The organism is Rhodoluna sp., assembly GCF_044232805.1.
Classification (GTDB): domain Bacteria; phylum Actinomycetota; class Actinomycetes; order Actinomycetales; family Microbacteriaceae; genus Rhodoluna.
Map to the genome: position 1 here is coordinate 1 of NZ_JBIILG010000023.1, position 17068 is coordinate 17068.

The window sequence follows — 17068 nt, forward strand, 5'->3', positions numbered from 1 at the left end:
TCGGACTAGGGAGATTCGGCACCGCGCTGGCTTTGGAGCTAGTCAAGTCGGGACGTGAGGTTCTTGGAATCGACTCAGACGAAAAGCTCGTTCAGGCTAACGCTGAAGAACTGACGCAGGTCGTACAGGCGGATTCAACGGACGAAGATGCCCTTCGTGAGTTAGGTATCCCCGACTTTGATTCTGCAGTGGTAGCGATTGGCAGCGACCTAGAGGCCAGTATCTTGACCGCGTCTTTGTTACTGCAGCTAGGTGTGCCACAGGTTTGGGCAAAAGCAACAAGCGTCTCTCACGGTCGAATTCTTCAACAGCTTGGAGTTCACCACGTCATTTTCCCAGAGATGGACATGGGTAAGCGAGTAGCTCACATGGTGAGCGGTGAATCGCTGGATTACATCCAGTTAGACGAAGATTTCGTTATGGCAAAAACAGAAGTCCCAGAAAGCTTCGAAGGAAAGACTCTTTCAGAAATGCAGTTCAGATCTCTTCATGGGGTAACGGTCGTAGCTACCAAGAAACCAAATGATAACTACATGCCCTCTTTCCCGGAAACAGTTCTTAACACGGGAGACGTAATGATTGTTGCTGGAAGAACCAAGAAGGTAGAAGAGTTCTGCCGTATGGGTTGGTAGCCGGCCTCCACAATTTAGTGGCAGACTGAATTTATGTCCTCAACCAGACTCGAACACGACCTTCTTGGAGATTACCAAGTTCCTAAAGACGCCTATTGGGGCATCCACACCGCTAGAGCGGTTGATAACTTTCCAATCTCCGGGGTGCCAATTGGCCACTACCGTTCATTGATTCGCGCTTTAGCAATCGTCAAACAAGCTACCGCCGAGGCTAACTTCGAACTTGGTGAGCTAGATCCAAAAGTAAAAGATGCCATTGTGAAGGCCTCAATACGGGTCGCCGATGGAGAGTTTGATTCACAGTTTGTTGTGGACGCTATCCAGGGTGGAGCCGGCACCTCTACCAACATGAATGCCAATGAGGTTATTGCCAATGTCGCAATCGAAATCCTGGGGGGCCAAAAAGGTGATTACTCGATAGTTCACCCCCTCAACGATGTGAACCAATCACAGTCAACTAATGATGTGTACCCAACGTCCCTAAAACTGGCTTTGATTTTTGAGATCAACGAACTCCTCAAGGCAATGGCTCACCTAGAAAAATCCTTCACTGGCAAAGCAATTGAGTTTAGAGAAGTCATAAAAATGGGTCGCACTCAGATGCAAGACGCGGTTCCAATGACCCTCGGTCAAGAATTTGCAGCCTTTTCCAGAATGACCATGGAGGACATCCAAAGACTGCGCGAAGTCTTGCCGCTACTTCGTGAAATCAACTTAGGTGGAACTGCCATTGGAACCGGAATTAACGCTCCCGTGGGCTACCCGGAAAAAGCATGCCAGGCCCTCTCGAAGCTAAGTGGTTTTGATTTTGTGCTCGCCGAAGACATGGTTGAGGCCACCCAGGATGCTGGCGTCTTCGTAACGGTTTCTGGAGTGCTGAAGAGAATTGCCGTGAAGCTCTCGAAGACCTCTAACGATCTTCGACTGCTAAGCAGCGGACCGCGCGCTGGTCTGGATGAAATCAACTTGCCACCAAGACAGGCCGGATCATCAATCATGCCGGGTAAGGTCAACCCAGTTATTCCTGAGGTGATCAATCAAATTGCATTTGCGGTGGTTGGTAATGACTTGACCGTAACAATGGCAGTCGAAGCAGGCCAGTTGCAGCTAAACGCTTTTGAGCCAATTATGTGTCGCGCTTTGATGATGAGTATCACTCAGCTAAGACAGGGTTGCTACGTATTGGCAGATGCCTGCGTTTCGGGAATTACCGCCAACGTTGAAAAGCTTCGACTTAGCGTGGAGAACTCAATTGGTTTGGTTACTGCCATCAGCCCAGTTTTGGGCTATGAGAACGCAACAATCGTTGCTCAAAAAGCTCTAGCTGATGAAACCAGCGTTCGGGAAGTTGTTCTCGAGCTAAAGCTCATGACCGTAGCTGAGTTTGACGAGCTGCTTGGAAACATTGATGCCCTAGTTCGCCCTAGGACTTCTTAGACCTTCTTCGCATCATCAAGCCAATAGGTGCAAACACCGCACCTAGGGCAACTAATGCAAGGCCAACATAGAAACCTGCTGGAATGTCTTGGGATTCCGAGGCAGTTTCCAACTCAGGCTCCGCGGTAAGAGGAACACCAGTTTCTTCCGAGGCCACTCCCTCTAGAACGAAGTTGGAATCTCCGCTGATGGTGTGACCATCAGAGCCAACAACACTCCAACGCAAATCATAAGAACCGGGTTCGCTCAACTCAACCTGGGCCACCAATGTTTTGTCATCGATGGCAAAAGGGTGGACTATCCAGTCAGAAGATCCCTGCAATTTGGTTGCAACTTCTGCATTGGTCTCAGATTCAATAACCAACAGGGGATTGTTGAAGGTAAGGACAGCCTCGAAGCTGGAAGTCGAGATAATTGCCCCAGGAGCGGGATTTATGTCAACAAGTAGGTCGTGTGCGTGAGCCGGTGTTGGAATCAACAGCAGGGCCAATAGGGCAGTGAGAGTTATTTTTGTTTTCATACTCTAAGTCTAAGCTATTGTCTGAGACCTGGAGGCTACTGTGAAGCACGAGCTTAAGTGGGCGATTATGGGCCCGGGGGAAATCAGCGTTGAATTTCTAAATGACTTGCGTCTCGCGGGTATGCATTTAGAAGCAGTTGGTTCTAGGTCGTTAGATCGTGCACAGTCCTACGCGAAGAAGCACTCAATTAGTCGCGCTTACGGTAGCTATGAGGAATTAGTAGCTGATAAAGATATTGATGTTGTCTATATATCAACTACAAATAATGCCCACTTTGCTAATGCAAAGCTGGCGCTTAGTTCAGGCAAGAATGTATTGCTAGAGAAGCCATTTACTCTCAACGCGGCTCAGGCAAGGGAATTGGCGGCCATCTCGAGACTCAATGGAGTTTTTCTCATGGAGGCGATGTGGACGAGGTTTCTTCCCAATCACCAAACACTCTTTGAAAAGCTAGAGCAGGGCCTAATAGGGAAACCTTTGTACCTTTTGGCTGATCACAATCAGTATCTTCCAAAGGATTCATTCCCCAGACTGTATGACTCGGCGCTAGGGGGCGGATCATTGCTAGATCTAGGGGTTTACCCAATCTCCTTGGCTCACAGACTATTTGGCAATCCGACAAGGATCCTGGCCTCAGCGTCATTGATGACTGGGAATGTGGACGAATCTATGGGTGCAATCTTGGAATATTCAGGAGGTAGGCAGGCTTTGCTGCATTCCAGCATTATTTCCGCTGGTCCAGTAAGGGCTTTTATTCTTGGCGATGCCGGAAGAGTTGAAATGGAAAAGTCCTTTTACGAACACAGCCCATTCACAGTTTTCGACAGGGACGACAATATCTTGTTCAAATACGAGGGTAATATTGAAGGAAGAGGAATGCAGTATCAAGCTCTCGAAGTAGAGCGTTGTATATCTGAAGGCCTCATTGAATCACCGACCATGAGCCTGGATGAGACAGTTCAGATTATGGAAGTCATGGATCAAATTAGAAATCAAACGGGTATCGAGTTTTCAGGAGCTTAGCCAAGTGCTAAAAAGAATTAAGAATTTTCCGCACTTCAAAGAAGTGTTGATTGGTGCAGGCTCTGGCTTGATCGTACTAACACTTATGCTTGGCGGTTTGGTGATTTCTTCGCCTGGCTCAGATTCAAATGCTGCCAGTGACGCTTCTGCCTCACCTTCTGCCTCGGAAGCACCTCCTAGAACCTGCACAGTAACCGAAGAGGAATCAAACCCTTCCCTTGGAACACTTCAGGCCGTAGTTCTAAACTCTGAGACCGGCGAGGTCCTATTTGACCGTGACGCAGACATTCCAGCTGCGACTGCTTCGGTAATGAAATCCCTAACGGCCGCAGCAGTTCTTGCAAGCGTTGGTCCCGACTACCAACTTTCAACCAGGGTAATGGCTGACCCAGCTAACCCTTCAAGAATTGCTCTGGTGGGAGCTGGAGACATTACTCTTTCTAAAACCTCGGCCGGCGCTCAGTCGGTTTACAAAGGCGCCCCAAAGTTAGCAACATTGGTCGCTCAGGTTAGAGCTTGGGCAAGTAGTAACGGTGTTGCCCAGATAAATGAAATTATCCTCGACTCAAGTTTTTTCCCAGGATCAGGTTGGGAGAGCTCTTGGCAAAGAGTTAACCAAGTCGATGGCTGGATTTCTGAGGTAACTGCCCTTCAACTTGACGGGGACCGAGTCCTGCCTGAAGCACCTACTTCTGCCAGGACCGGCAAGCCAGTAACAAGTGCGGGGGAACAGTTCAAGCTTGGCCTAGCTGAGCTTGCCCCAGCCGCCACCCTAATTCAGGGTTCGGCTCCATCAGGCTTTGTTGAGATCGCCAAGGTTGATTCGCAGCCGATGAGTGACTGGATTGCAAACGTACTTGTTTCCTCAGACAACAGCCTCTCGGAAGCTCTTGGAAAAATAGCAACCATCGAAGCTGGATTTGATGCCACCTATGACAACTTAGACACAGCCTACGAGAGGTTATTGGAGCCCTCAGGCCTGGACTTTAGCGGTGTCACGGTAAGAGATGGATCTGGTCTGTCAGATTTGAACTTGGTTTCTCCTAGGTTCATGGCGGAACTAATGCGCTTGGTTGACTCAGGCTATGGAGATTTTGACGTAATCAAGAACAGCCTCATGGTTGCTGGTGAGACCGGCAGCTTGGCAACTAGATTCCAGGGCGACCTATCTGATGCTGCTGGAAACGTTCGTGCCAAGACCGGGTACCTGACTAAAGTTCACACTCTAAATGGAATTATTAAAGCAAAAGACGGCACCAGCCTTACCTTCACAATTTATTCCTACGGTGCTGTTGGAAGCGATGTCCGAGTCGCAATTGACACTCTCGTGACATCGTTTTACCGTTGCGGCAACACCCTGTCGAACGACTAGGAGCCTTCATGAGCAAAGCGCTTTTGGTTGTGGATGTGCAGAATGATTTTTGTGAGGGTGGATCACTCGCGGTAGCTGGTGGCCAAGCGGTGGCAAAAAAGATTAGCGAATTCCTGAAATCATCTAGTTATGACTTGGTTGTTGCCTCTAGGGATTGGCACGATGCAGATAATGACAACTTGGGTCACTTCGCCGATGCGGGTTCAGAGCCTGATTACAAAACCTCTTGGCCAATCCACTGTGTTGCAAAAACAGAAGGCGCAAACTACCACCCCAATCTAGAGCTTGATCTCATTCAAGAACATGTCTATAAAGGGCAGGGAGCCCATGGCTACTCAGCCTTTGAAGGGGTCACAGAAGCCGGCGGCACACTCGCAGAATTGCTGAGTAGCAACAAAATCGACCAGTTGGACGTTGTTGGAATTGCTACCGATCACTGCGTTCTGGCTTCGGCCCTTGATGCCAAAAAGCTTGGTTTGAATGTTCGGGTGATTAGCTCTCTTACCGCAGGGGTTTCAGCAGAGTCCACCGAGCGCGCAATTGATTCTTTGATTGATAGCGGTGTTGAGGTAATACCTAACGCTTGAGCTAGGAGATAGCTTTTCTTAGCTGCGCGGCAATGTCCTCGGCTGGAATGTCGGCAATAAATGCCCCCATCGCAGACTCTGATCCAGCTAGGTATTTGAGCTTGTCAGCCGCTCGTCTTGGTGAAGTGATCTGAAGCTGCAGTCTGGCGTTTTCTCCTCCTGGAACAAGTGGCGCCTGATGCCAGGCCGCAATGTATGGAGAGGGAGTATCGTAGGCCAGCTCAAATGAGCGAAGTAGCTTCGAGTAGACATCACCTAGTTCCAACCGCTCGTCATCAGTTAGTTCAGCGTGGCTTCTAACATGCCTGTTGGGAAGTAAGTGAGCCTCCATCGGCCAGCGCGCTGCAAAGGGAACGTAGGCAGTGAATGATTCTGATTTGATCAATACTCGGTTGGAGCCTTGCTCGAACTCGAGAAGATCCTGGAAAAAACTGCTGCCATGGGATTTTATAGACTCGAGTAATTTCTTGGTTCTAGGAGTTACGTAGGGGTAGCAATAGATCTGACCGTGGGGGTGATGAAGCGTTACTCCAATTTCTTGTCCTCTGTTTTCAAAAGGGAACACTTGCTTTACTCCGGTTAGCCCCTGAAGCTCATCGGTTCTTTGAGCAAGCGCTTCCAATACGGTGTGAACTCGGGAGGAAGGCATTTGCGCCAAAGAGCCATTGTGCTCGGGACTAAAAACTACGACCTCGCATCGGCCTATAGCCATCTTGGATTCACCAAGTGCGATAGCACTGGTTGATTCCAAGAGCGGAAGCGTGGAACCATCCGGCAGGGCTCCAAAGGCTGGATTCTTGTTTTCAAATACCGCCACATCAAAGTTGTCTGGAACCTCGCTTAGGTAAGTATCGGTAGCGGGGCAAAGTGGGCACTCGTTACTTGGAGGCATGTATGCGCGAGTGTGACGATGTGCTGCCACCGCAATCCATTCGCCAGTTAGTGGGTCATGCTTTAGATGCGCTAGCGGAGGCCTGGAGGCGGTTTCTCTTAGGTCCTTTTTGCGAGTGTTTGGAAGATCGGAGGCTTTGTCATCGAAATAGTGAATCTGCCTGCCATCAAACAGGTCAGTAGTTATCTTCGGAATGTTTCTCACCGGCACCAGTTTATCGATAACTGGATTTAGGCGTAGTTTGCCTAGAAAGCAGAGCTTGGCAGGTCTTTTTCGTCCTGAACGATAGCGTTCACAATCCTTTGTGCAACGCTTTCTGGGGTAAGGCCAGTTGGAAAAGCTGGCGCCTGTCCTGCAATAGCCCTGGTTGCCAAACCGGTTTCGGTGTGTCCTGGGCGAGCGTCAATAACTCGAATACCGTCGCGTCGTAGCTCTCTGGAAATAGCCTGGCCAAACGCATACAAAGCGGACTTACTTGCCGAGTAAGCAGCCAGTCCGGCCATTGGGGATTCAGCAACAACGCCCGAAATGTTCACGATGAATGGATCGTTGCCACTTACTGCGGAAGCTTTCAGTAATCCAACTAGACCTTGAATCAGTTGCATTGGGCCAGTTACATTCACGGCAAATAGTTTGTTCAAAGTGGCTGCCTCAAGCTCAGCAAAGTTTCCAAAAGCGACCACACCAGTGGCATTAACGATTCCGTCAATTTTCACATCAGAATCAATCAGGTAATCAATCAAAACTCTGATTGATTCCTGGTTGGTGAGATCTACTAGCAGCCTCGGGTTCGCGCCATGGGGAACTCTCTCTGCAGACTCGATCGAGGAAGAGGTGGCCATAACTGTGGCACCTTGGCTAGCCAGCTGGGTTGCGATAGTTGAACCCAATACGCCAGATGCTCCCAGCACAAGAATGTTTTTGCCCTTTAGTTCAGTCATGATTTATCCTCCGTAAGTTATCCAACAATAACCCGTATTTATTGATTCCTGAATCAGCCAATAGGCTTGCTATCGTGTCAGTTGAATTTAGAGACCCAGCAACCAATCAGCTAGTTCGATCTACCGAACTTGCCAGACGGGTTCTAGCTGCTGGCGCAAAGAGCTTTCCAGAGCTACAGCAAAACATCCTTGGTGCACCTAACTGGCGAACCTGGTACATAAGGCTCTTCGCGGACCTTGCAATCAAAGAGGGCCTCAGCGTCAAAGACACCACAGAAATAGCAACGGCGGGCTTGGCAGAGTTTCACAGCTGCCTATTCACTGAATCCGGGATACCGCTAAAGCAAGCCGTAGCCGAAGGTTTCGATAAAGACCTAGTTGAGACCATCGAGATCCGAGGCACTGGACCCATCGAGCAGATCTCAATTGATGGCCTAACTGGATCACTGGAGCAAGCCGCAACCGAGTGGGTCTCTGATGGTCTGGCAGAACCTGGACTGATTGAAAGTTTCCGCTTTCTAGATAAGAATCAATCCATCAATTTGGCTCAAGACTTCCTTTTTGCAGTCGCGGGAGCGGCTGAGTTTGCTCCAACCGAGCACTGGTTGCGCTGGGGTGGAAGTGTTGCCGTAGTTGCAAGACCAAATCCAGCTAGCTGGCAAAAACTTATTTTCTTGGCAAGATCAACAGGTGGAACCATGCTGGTTCCAATTCGAAGAAGTCTTGTTACCAAGCCAGTTACCGAAATGAGCGATGAAGAACTCGCTGCAGTCGCAGGGCTAGACATCTTGGAGCACTACTCAGAGATTTCCAGTTGGATGGGGCAGCTCGCGTCAAGGCCAAGCAGAAGATTTGTTCTAGGTCTATACGCCTACACGCCAAGTGTGAATCACATTCGAGTGCAGGGTGTTCAAGAATCTTTGGCAGCGGTTGCCATGGAGAAACTCGCCGCTAGCAAGCTAGCTCTTAGCTGGCTCGCAACACCAACAGACTCAGCCCCGGGACCAGCCTCCATTGGGTCTAGAGCGATTGCTCGATTTGGTTCTAGGTCACCTTCTCACATTATTCGCGACAGTCTGCTTGGTTTGATTAATGCTGCTCGAGGTGCAAAGCCAAAGTTCTACGACGGAGCTGATGGAGAAAAGCTTGCTTTGATTGATGCCTCGGTTCAGCAGCAGGGTCCCAGCTATTCGTTTTCAAAAAGGACTCAGCGCTGGAGAGCCTATTTGGCTCACTACTCAGGCGTGAAGGTCTCTTACGCAATATCGCCTCCAGCCAGGACCAACTCAGTTCTTCGTCACAATATTCTGAGGGCCAGCTACCAAGGTGCCCCGCTCTTTGGAGTCAAGCCCTTTGAGGTGAAGGTGGCTAAGTCTGCCGCTGCTGCGGTGTTGGCCAGGGACTTAAATGATCCAGCAAGTTTTACAAACAAGGAAACTACGACAGAGCTACACACCTTCTCTGCAGTTCACGGTGGGCTCTGGGGCTTGGCTTACAGACCACGCAGCATTTGGATTGCTGCAACAGTGTTGGGCTTGTCAGCACTTCTTCGCAAAGGCTACTGAGCTAAAAAAGGCAAAACAAAAGGCGCCGGTTTCCCGACGCCTTTTGCTTAGTTTGAACTAAGGGTTACTTGCCCTTGAATTCTGATGCTGCGAATGCCTTGTCGTCCTCGGCGCTCTTCATACGAGCGATCGAGAAGATCATTAGGCCGAATAGACACTTAGCCAAGATGTCGGCAATTGTGTATCCGGTTTCACGAAGGACAAAGCCCTGCTCTTCGAATCCAGTAGCGTTCATGTTTGCGATGAAAGCTAGTGGGTAGACACCCCAGGTAGCAAGAAGAAGAAGGCGTAGTTCCTTGATTCTTCTCTGAACCTGCTTGGACTGCTTGGAAAGAGACTTACCAAGCTCAATGAACAATACGTACAGGATGTAAACGAATGGAATTGAGGATAGTAGACCCCAAATTGGAGCTGAAACTCCACCAATGTCTAGACCTGCGTCGCCTGGGTAACCCAAAGCAATCATCAAAGCAGCTGCTGGAACTAGACGAACTAGCAGAGCAGACTGTAGTGACTTAGCTAGAGCAAGAACGGCAACGGTCTCAACTAGTAGCAGTGGAACAGTTAGGAACCAGTCAACGTAACGGTAGCCAACGTTGTAAACAGCACCCTCAATTGCTTCTGGGCCGAATACGTGGTTGAAGCTGTCGAACATTCTGAAGTAGTGATAGGCAGCGATACCGGTCACTGATGCAGATACCAAAACCGCCATGCGGTAGCGAGGCAGTACGCGCTCACGAGCCACAATCAGGAAAATGGTGGTGAAAAGCATGCTCGCAATTCCAAGCGAGAACATGTTGTAAACCAATAGGTAATTGGATTCACTCATTTATGTTTTGTTTCCTTTCAGCTGATGGAGGCAAGACCTACAAAGATTCACCGCTGATGAGTTCCATCGTCGATGCCTCTTCGCATGACTTACACGTCATTCAACTTATCACCGCACTCAGCAAATACTCGGGTTGAAAACTGCCCATATTCGACATAAAAACATAAGTTTTTTAGCCAAAATCTCCAATATTTGGCTAGTTTTGGGCTTTTTGGCCAGGACTCAAAAAGAGTTAGACCTATCGGGGCGGGCTCTTCGTTGCTAGCTAAGCTGACCTTATGAATGAGTCCCCAGCGCTGCACCCAGACCGCAACCTAGCCATGGAGCTGGTTCGGGCCACTGAGGCCGCTGCGATCAAAGCATTCCCCTTTATAGGTAAAGGCAAGAAGAATGAATCCGACGGCGCGGCCGTGGATGCCATGAGGGCCTTTCTGGGAACCGTGAACTTTGAGGGTTTGGTGGTTATTGGTGAGGGCGAGAAAGACAACGCCCCGATGCTATTCAATGGCGAGCTGGTGGGAAACGGCCAGGGACCCAAGGTAGATATAGCAGTAGACCCCATCGATGGAACCTCCCTTACTGCCGCCGGCCGAAACAATGCCATATCGGTGATCGCGGTATCGGATAGAGGATCCATGCTTGACGCCTCAGCCGTCTACAAAATGAACAAGCTTGTGACAGGCCCTGCTGGAGTTGGCGTTTGCGACATACGTCTCCCAATAGGTGAAAACATCAAGGCATACGCCAAGGCCGCAGGCAAAGCAGTTGATGAGATGGTGGTTGCAGTACTGGACCGTGAATATAACAGCGAGATAATCCAGCAAATCAGGGACACCGGTGCGGCGACCAGGTTACTTCTAGATGGTGACGTTGCTGGAGGCATACAGGCAGCTCGCGGAGATTCGAGAATCGATATCTGCGCTGGAGTTGGGGGATCTCCTGAGGGAATCGTGACTGCGTGTGGCATTCGGGCCCTAGGTGGATTTATGCAGGGTATCTTGGCACCAAGAGAAGATTTCGAGCGTGAGCGCGGAGCGGCAGCGGGCCTCAAATTTGACTACGTGTATGAAATGAATGAGATGGTCTCTTCGGATAACACCTTCTTTGTTGCCACCGGTGTCACAGATGGAGCCTTACTTTCAGGGGTGAAGAAAAAAGGCGACATGATCTTTACCGAGTCAATCGTGATTCGTGGCAGGTCTGGAACTGTTAGAAAAGTTTTTGCTGAATATCAAGCTTCGCGCTGGATCTAAAAACCTAGCGGAGCCTAGACTCCGAGAATTGCTCCCGCTATCAAGAAGTAAATTACAAGACCCGTAGCATCCACCAAGGTTGTAACCATCGGTGCCGAAATAACCGCAGGATCAATCTTCAAAGCTTGTGCCCCAAGTGGGAGCACAGATCCAACGGTGGCCGCCCACATACAAACCACAACAATTGCTAGAGCAACGGTAACTCCAACCTGCCAGCTCGCTGCAATCCATCCTGCGGCAAGTCCCACTACACCAAGACCTAATCCAAGCAGCAGTCCAACTCGTGACTCTCTCCAAGCAACTCGAAGCACATCTTTTGGTCGGACCTCACCAAGAGCAATTGCTCTAACAGCACTGGTTGCTGCTTGCGAACCAACGTTGCCACCAGCACCAATTAGCATCGGCATGAATAGCGCCAAGGCTGTGAACTTCTCTAGTGAGCCTTCAAATATTTGTAAGACTGAAACAGTGAGGGTGGCGGCGATAATCAAGAACATCAACCAGACAATACGTAGCCTGGCTAGATTGAAAACTTTTCCTGAAAGGTAGTGTCCAGAGCTTGGCAGTGCCGCAGACTGGCGCGCGAAGTCCTCGCTGTTTGCTTCTTCGATAATGTCGATCGCGTCGTCAACTGTGAATATTCCAACCACGCGCTGTTCAGTATCCAAAACCATGAGGGCAAGATCATTTGTATCTTGCAGCAGCCTCGCTGCTGCTTCAGCGTCATCAGTTACCAAGGCTGTAGAAGCATCAGGATCAGCTATCTCGCTAATGATGGATTCAGTTTCTGCCATCACAACATCTGTAAGATCAACCGATCCAATGAATTTTCTTTGTCTGTCAACTACTGCTAGAACTGAAACAGTCTCGGCGGAGTTGCCCTTGCGACGAATAATATCCAGAACTTCGCCAACTGAGCTAGTTTCTGCAACCGCAATGACCTCAGGTGACATGTAACGACCAACGGTTTCTTCCGGGTAACCCAGAAGCTCTGCAGTCATCTTGCGCTCTTTAGGACTAAGTCCTTCGAGAACTTTCTTCACAAAACTTGCGGGAGCTTCACCCAAAAGCCTTGCCCGATCGTCTGGGTCCATGCTTTCAAGCAACTCTCGAAACGCCGGGCCCCTTATTCCTGAAAGAATCTGCTGCTGATTTGAAGTATCGAGTTCCTCAAAGACCTCCAGCGCTTCGTCTTTAGGTAGTAGTCGCCACACCAACGTGCTCTCGACAGAATCGAGTCGGTTCAACTCTTCCGCAATCTCGTGGGGAGCCATCAGTTCCAAGATTGAAGTTAGAACCTTGACATTGCCTTTTTCGGCGGCTTCAGCCAGCGATAGCTCTATTTCTGACATTCTCCACCACCTTTGAAATTGAAGGGCATGCTCGATTGAATTCTAGGCCCCCAAATCGAAAGTGAGTAAGCTCACCTCATGAAGTCAATTGAGAAACCAGCATTCATAGCTGCAATCATCGGTCCGATTCAGTCCGTGCTTGGCTGGAGTATCGCTGGGGCACTTTGGGTTGGCTATGACCCGGTTCGCCAGACAATAAGTGATCTGGCTGCCAATGAATCCCCAGTGCAGTTGATCATGTCCAGTTTCTTCATTCTTGGGGGAGTGTTGACTCTAATCGCAGCCATCTATGCAAAGACATTTGCAATGCCAGGAAGAATCGCTCTGTTCCTAGCTGCGATTTGCACCTTCGGGCTTACTATTTTCCCCACACCTCTTATTGGATACTCGATTTGGCATCGGGTCTTTGCAATTGCCTCATTTGTGTTATCAGCCGGCTGGCACCTATTCGCCATGAGAACTCGCAAGGATGCTCCTTGGATTCTGAAGCCCCCGGCAGCCATAATCGGCACGGCGCTGCAAGTGGCATTGGCCCTGTGGTTTCTAAGTAGCTGGACAGACCCAAACACCACGAATGTTGGCGTCTGGGAGAGGGTAGTTGCTGTGAGTCAAGCTCTTTATGTCTCAGTAGTAGTTATTGTTATATATATCGGACAGAGGAAAACCAACATCCGATAGATTTGAATTAGGAATGTATCCAACGAGAAGAGGAAATCATGGCTCAGAAAGAACAGAAACCACAAAAGAACAACAAAAAGGCACCAGCGAAGAATCTAAAAGAAAAGCGCCTAGACAAGCAGGCCAAGGCTGCCAACAAAAAGAACTCATAGGAGTTCTTTGCTGATTGCCACAGGCAATCGAAGTTATTTGAAGTGCTGCTGGTAGGCCCCGTCGGGATCGAACCGACGACCCACGGATTAAAAGTCCGTTGCTCTAACCAACTGAGCTAGAGGCCCTAGCGACGCCAAAAGCGTCCCCTAATTGTAGCAACTATGAGATTTTCGCGATTACTTCCACTTGGAACTCAGTTCCACAGCTTTTGTCCAGCTTTCAAAGATGTTCTCGTCGAATGGCTCCGGGTCAAAACTTCGATCGAGTTCGAAAACCTTCCTCAATTCCTCTTTGGAGCTCCACACTCCTGATCCAAGGCCAGCAAGAAAAGCAGCTCCAAGGGCTGTGGATTCGAGATCCTTACCTCTTATAACGGGCACACCGAGACAATTAGCTTGTAGCTGCATGAGCAGGTTATTTCTTGCAGCTCCACCGTCAACTCGAAGGCCTGTGGGCTTGATCTTGGTATCGGACGATATCGCACTAACTAAATCTCTAACCTGAAAGGCAATGGCGTCAAGAGTTGCTCTTGCTAGGTGCTGCTTGGTTGTCCCGCGAGTGATACCTAATATCGTTCCCTTGGCGTCTGGATCCCAGTGGGGTGCGCCAAGGCCAGTTAGCGCGGGGACAAAAACAACACCAGCACTATCTGGCACTTGCAAGGCAAGTTCTTCGATCTCACTCGCAGTCTCCATCAAACCAAGACCATCTCGAAGCCACTGGACCGCGGCACCTGCGACAAACACAGAACCTTCCAGGGCATAAGTTGTGTTTCCATTCGGCTCTTGCCAGGCAATTGTTGTCAGCAGGTTGTTTTTGCTGTGGACAATTGTTGAGCCGGTGTTGGTGAGCATGAAAGCTCCGGTGCCATAGGTGCACTTACTTTCACCAATCTCAAATGCGGTTTGGCCAAATAACGCTGCTTGCTGGTCTCCGGCCATTCCTGTGATCGGGAGTTCAAGATTCAAAAAGCTCGCGGGATCCGTGGTTGCTAATTTGCCATAGCTTGGAACGATGGTTGGCAAAGCAGCAGCCGGCACATTGAATATCTCCAGCAACTCATTGCTCCAATTGCCAGTTCGGATATCCATCAGTTGTGTTCTTGAGGCATTACTGGCGTCTGTGATGTGGCTCTTACCAGCTGTCAATCTTGCAACCAGATAGGAATCCACTGTGCCGATTTTTACCTGGCCAGAAAGGACATTGCCCCATATGGTTTTTTCGTTCTGAGATATCCAAAGGAGTTTGCTGCTCGAAAAATATGGATCCAGAATCAGCCCCGAAATGCTATGTATTTTGCCCTCTAACCCTTGGGCCTTGAGGTCTACGACGAGATCAGAAGTTCTTCTGTCTTGCCAGACAATTGCCTTGCGAGGAGATTTAAGTGTTTTGCTATCCCACAGCACAACTGTCTCTCGTTGGTTAGTAATTCCAATTGCAACCAGTGGCTCTGAAGTTTGAGAGATTGCATCGCTAGCTGCCGCCAAGGTGGCCTGCCAAATCTCCTCTGGTTCGTGCTCAACCAAACCTGGGGCAGGGAAGTATTGAAGGAATTCTCGGTACCCTCTGGAAATTACTTTGCCCTTGTCGGAAACAACTTGGACCGTCACACCTGTGGTGCCCGCATCGATAGCCAAGATTGCCATGGCCAAAGGCTAGCAAAGCTTTAGGTGAAGTGAGGTTGATCCAGTGGGCTCTTGCTCTTCTTATCCGGCCACTCAACAATCAGCATCGCAACCACAATCAAAACCCCACCAATCACGGTTCTTGCTGACAAAACTTCTTGCCCAACGGCAACTGCAATCGCAGCAGCGAAAACAATTTCGCCAGTCAATATGATTGCCACCCTAGAGGGGTCCATGATTGATTGCGCCCAAGTCTGAATCAAAAATGCCATGGCTGTTGCGAACACTGCTGTAAATACAACTGTTCCCCACACGAAAGCATTAGGTGGCGGCTGGTACCCGTCTGGTACAGCCCCCAACCAGCAAACAACAGCCCCCGAACCCAATTGAATAACCGTGAGTGGGTAAATGTCTTTGGCATTACTCCAGAAGCTAAGGCCGATGATGTGTCCTGCGAACAGAAGAGCACAGGCAATAAGCCATACCTGACCCGGATCAAAAGAGATTCCGTTGAACGAAATGAAAAGCAAAGCAGTTAGAGCCAGCGTTGTTCCAACAATGACTTTCTTGTCTACTTTCTTCTTGAACACGAACCAGAAAAGTATTGGGGTGAAGACAACATACAAACCAGTCAAGAAGCCGGTGATTGCGGCGGTGGTCAGGTCAAGACCAATTGTTTGGGTGATGTATGCAAGGCCTAGCATCCCGCCAAGAACCGAACCTCGAAAAAGGGTCTGCTTATTGATGGCTGATAAAACTTGAGGCCGGATGGCAATCATTACAAGAGTTGCCAGGGTGAACCTAGTTGCCAAGAAGTCGAAAACGGGCTGGTCGTCTATGGCGTCCTTCATAAGGACAAACCCAGCACCCCAGACAACCGCCACAAAAACCAGCGCAATTACTGCCCAGGTTTTTAGCTTCATAGTCCTCAAAGTTTATCCAAGTTGCTTGGCAGGGCTGAATCTGCCAGCTATCAAGGAATCTGGGCCAAATGTACAAAAAGAGTTTCCCGTTCGTTCACCTTCAGGACAACCCCTGTTTGGGGGGTCGAGTTAACTTGGTGTCTGTCAACCCGACATCTTACGAAAGGTACTACATGTCACGATTAATCAAACTGGCAGCTATTGCTGGAGCTAGCGCTCTAGTTTTGAGTGGCTGTGCAGCTGCATCAAACGAAGAAACTGCTCCAGAATCAACACTTAGCGGCACCATCAGCGGCTCAGGTGCTTCTTCTATGGGTAGCGGTCAAGAAGCCTGGATCGCAGAGTTTCAAATTGCTAACCCTAATGTGACCATCAACTACGATCCTTCTGGTTCTGGTGCTGGACGCGAAGCGTTTACTGCCGGAGGAGTTGTCTTCGCTGGAACTGACTCATACTGGAAAGATGAGGAACTTGCTCTAGAGTTCGCTGCTTGTGCTCCAGGGACCAAGCCTTGGGAATTCCCAGTTTGGATTTCCCCAATTGCAGTTATCTTCAACTTGGACGGTGTCTCAAGCCTTAACCTAGACGCAGCTACTGTAGCTGGAATCTTCGCTGGCGAGATCACAATGTGGAACGACGATGCAATTGCATCTCAGAACGCAGACGTTGAACTTCCAGAGTTGGCAATCACTGCAGTTCACCGTTCCGACGATTCTGGAACCACCAAGAACTTCACTGACTACCTAACCAAGACCGCTGAAACCATTTGGACAGTTGGAGTAATTGAGACCTGGCCGACCGAGTACGGTGGCGAGGGCGCAAAGGGAACTTCCGGTGTTGTTGACGCTGTAACCGCAGGTAACGGAACAATTGGTTACGCAGATGCTTCTAAGGCAGGAGACCTAGGAACTGTTGCGATCAAGGTTGGAGACGGCTATGTTTCCTACAGTGCAGAAGCAGCTTCAAAGGTTATCGAAGCTTCATCTCCAGTTGAAGGCAGAGAGTCTTACGACTTGGCTTACAAGATTGCACGTGACACTACTGAGTCCGGAGTTTACCCGCTCGTTCTAGTGTCCTACCTAACTGGTTGCAACGAGTACCTAGATGCAGAAGCCGCCACACTAGTGAAGGCATATGCTTCATACATCATCTCTGAGCAGGGCCAGGCTACCGCGGCATCTGCTGGAGGTACAGCACCGATTAGTGCCAGCTTGCGCGAGAAGGCACAAGCAATTATCGACGCTATCAAGTAGTAATAGAATCAACTGGAAGCCCGGCCCAGCCT

Annotated in this window: 16 protein-coding genes and 1 tRNA gene; 9 read left to right on the plus strand and 8 right to left on the minus strand. The window is 49.5% G+C overall.

Annotated features, from left to right (window positions below; all coding sequences use genetic code 11):
- Both AC9UES_RS04350 and AC9UES_RS04355 read left to right on the plus strand, forming a co-directional pair.
- A partial coding sequence (locus tag AC9UES_RS04350; protein WP_509527074.1) for a potassium channel family protein occupies positions 1 to 632 on the plus strand: 632 nt, incomplete at its 5' end.
- 33 nt (positions 633 to 665) lie between these two features.
- Positions 666 to 2069: an aspartate ammonia-lyase gene (locus AC9UES_RS04355; RefSeq protein ID WP_509527075.1), complete on the plus strand. Its 1404-nt coding sequence runs from the start codon at positions 666 to 668 to the stop codon at positions 2067 to 2069.
- Here the strand turns inward: AC9UES_RS04355 and AC9UES_RS04360 are convergent.
- Complete coding sequence (locus AC9UES_RS04360) at positions 2056 to 2589, minus strand: copper resistance CopC family protein (protein ID WP_509527076.1); 534 nt, start codon at positions 2587 to 2589, stop codon at positions 2056 to 2058. The two genes, AC9UES_RS04355 and AC9UES_RS04360, sit on opposite strands and share 14 nt — an antisense overlap.
- 40 nt (positions 2590 to 2629) lie before the next feature.
- Here AC9UES_RS04360 and AC9UES_RS04365 point away from each other — a divergent pair, with 40 nt between their 5' ends.
- Genes AC9UES_RS04365 through AC9UES_RS04375 form a run of 3 tightly spaced genes read left to right on the plus strand, consistent with a single transcriptional unit; the run spans position 2630 to position 5572 of the window.
- Entirely contained in the window at positions 2630 to 3613 is a 984-nt protein-coding gene (locus AC9UES_RS04365; RefSeq protein ID WP_509527077.1) for a Gfo/Idh/MocA family protein, read from the plus strand.
- A gap of 4 nt (positions 3614 to 3617) precedes the next feature.
- On the plus strand, positions 3618 to 4985 hold the full coding sequence (locus AC9UES_RS04370; protein WP_509527078.1) for a D-alanyl-D-alanine carboxypeptidase/D-alanyl-D-alanine-endopeptidase: 1368 nt from the start codon (positions 3618 to 3620) through the stop codon (positions 4983 to 4985).
- Between the two features lie 8 nt (positions 4986 to 4993).
- Complete coding sequence (locus AC9UES_RS04375; protein ID WP_509527079.1) at positions 4994 to 5572, plus strand: nicotinamidase; 579 nt, start codon at positions 4994 to 4996, stop codon at positions 5570 to 5572.
- 1 nt (position 5573) lies between these two features.
- On the opposite strand, the gene galT is transcribed toward AC9UES_RS04375, so the two are convergent.
- Both galT and AC9UES_RS04385 read right to left on the minus strand, forming a co-directional pair.
- Positions 5574 to 6668 (minus strand): galactose-1-phosphate uridylyltransferase, encoded by a 1095-nt coding sequence (gene galT, locus AC9UES_RS04380; protein WP_509527080.1) that lies wholly within the window; start codon positions 6666 to 6668, stop codon positions 5574 to 5576.
- 41 nt (positions 6669 to 6709) lie between these two features.
- Positions 6710 to 7405, minus strand: coding sequence for an SDR family NAD(P)-dependent oxidoreductase (locus AC9UES_RS04385; protein WP_509527081.1), 696 nt, complete (start codon positions 7403 to 7405; stop codon positions 6710 to 6712).
- Between the two features lie 74 nt (positions 7406 to 7479).
- Between AC9UES_RS04385 and AC9UES_RS04390 the strand changes: the two genes are divergently transcribed.
- Positions 7480 to 8970, plus strand: a complete 1491-nt coding sequence (locus AC9UES_RS04390; RefSeq protein WP_509527082.1) for a hypothetical protein — start codon at positions 7480 to 7482, stop codon at positions 8968 to 8970.
- 64 nt (positions 8971 to 9034) lie between these two features.
- Here AC9UES_RS04390 and AC9UES_RS04395 read toward each other — a convergent pair whose 3' ends face one another.
- Positions 9035 to 9799, minus strand: coding sequence for a bacteriorhodopsin-like (locus AC9UES_RS04395; RefSeq protein ID WP_509527083.1), 765 nt, complete (start codon positions 9797 to 9799; stop codon positions 9035 to 9037).
- Positions 9800 to 10077: 278 nt separating this feature from the next.
- Here AC9UES_RS04395 and glpX point away from each other — a divergent pair, with 278 nt between their 5' ends.
- Positions 10078 to 11052 carry a class II fructose-bisphosphatase gene (gene glpX / locus AC9UES_RS04400; protein WP_509527084.1) on the plus strand — a complete coding sequence of 325 codons (975 nt, stop codon included), beginning with the start codon at positions 10078 to 10080 and terminating at the stop codon, positions 11050 to 11052.
- A gap of 14 nt (positions 11053 to 11066) precedes the next feature.
- On the opposite strand, the gene mgtE is transcribed toward glpX, so the two are convergent.
- The gene (gene mgtE / locus AC9UES_RS04405; protein WP_509527085.1) at positions 11067 to 12404 is read right to left on the minus strand and encodes a magnesium transporter; all 1338 of its coding nucleotides are present in this window, start codon (positions 12402 to 12404) and stop codon (positions 11067 to 11069) included.
- A 78-nt stretch (positions 12405 to 12482) separates the two neighbouring features.
- On the opposite strand from mgtE, the gene AC9UES_RS04410 reads away from it, so the two are divergent.
- The gene (locus tag AC9UES_RS04410) at positions 12483 to 13082 is read left to right on the plus strand and encodes a DUF998 domain-containing protein (RefSeq protein WP_509527086.1); all 600 of its coding nucleotides are present in this window, start codon (positions 12483 to 12485) and stop codon (positions 13080 to 13082) included.
- 201 nt (positions 13083 to 13283) lie between these two features.
- Here the strand turns inward: AC9UES_RS04410 and AC9UES_RS04415 are convergent.
- From AC9UES_RS04415 to AC9UES_RS04425, 3 genes are all read right to left on the minus strand, one after another.
- Positions 13284 to 13360: transfer RNA gene (locus AC9UES_RS04415), tRNA-Lys, on the minus strand.
- 51 nt (positions 13361 to 13411) lie between these two features.
- Positions 13412 to 14881 carry a glycerol kinase GlpK gene (gene glpK, locus AC9UES_RS04420; protein WP_509527087.1) on the minus strand — a complete coding sequence of 490 codons (1470 nt, stop codon included), beginning with the start codon at positions 14879 to 14881 and terminating at the stop codon, positions 13412 to 13414.
- A gap of 20 nt (positions 14882 to 14901) precedes the next feature.
- The gene (locus AC9UES_RS04425) at positions 14902 to 15783 is read right to left on the minus strand and encodes a DMT family transporter (RefSeq protein WP_509527088.1); all 882 of its coding nucleotides are present in this window, start codon (positions 15781 to 15783) and stop codon (positions 14902 to 14904) included.
- 173 nt (positions 15784 to 15956) lie between these two features.
- Between AC9UES_RS04425 and AC9UES_RS04430 the strand changes: the two genes are divergently transcribed.
- Complete coding sequence (locus AC9UES_RS04430) at positions 15957 to 17036, plus strand: phosphate ABC transporter substrate-binding protein PstS (RefSeq protein ID WP_509527089.1); 1080 nt, start codon at positions 15957 to 15959, stop codon at positions 17034 to 17036.
- The last annotated feature ends 32 nt before the right edge of the window (positions 17037 to 17068 follow it).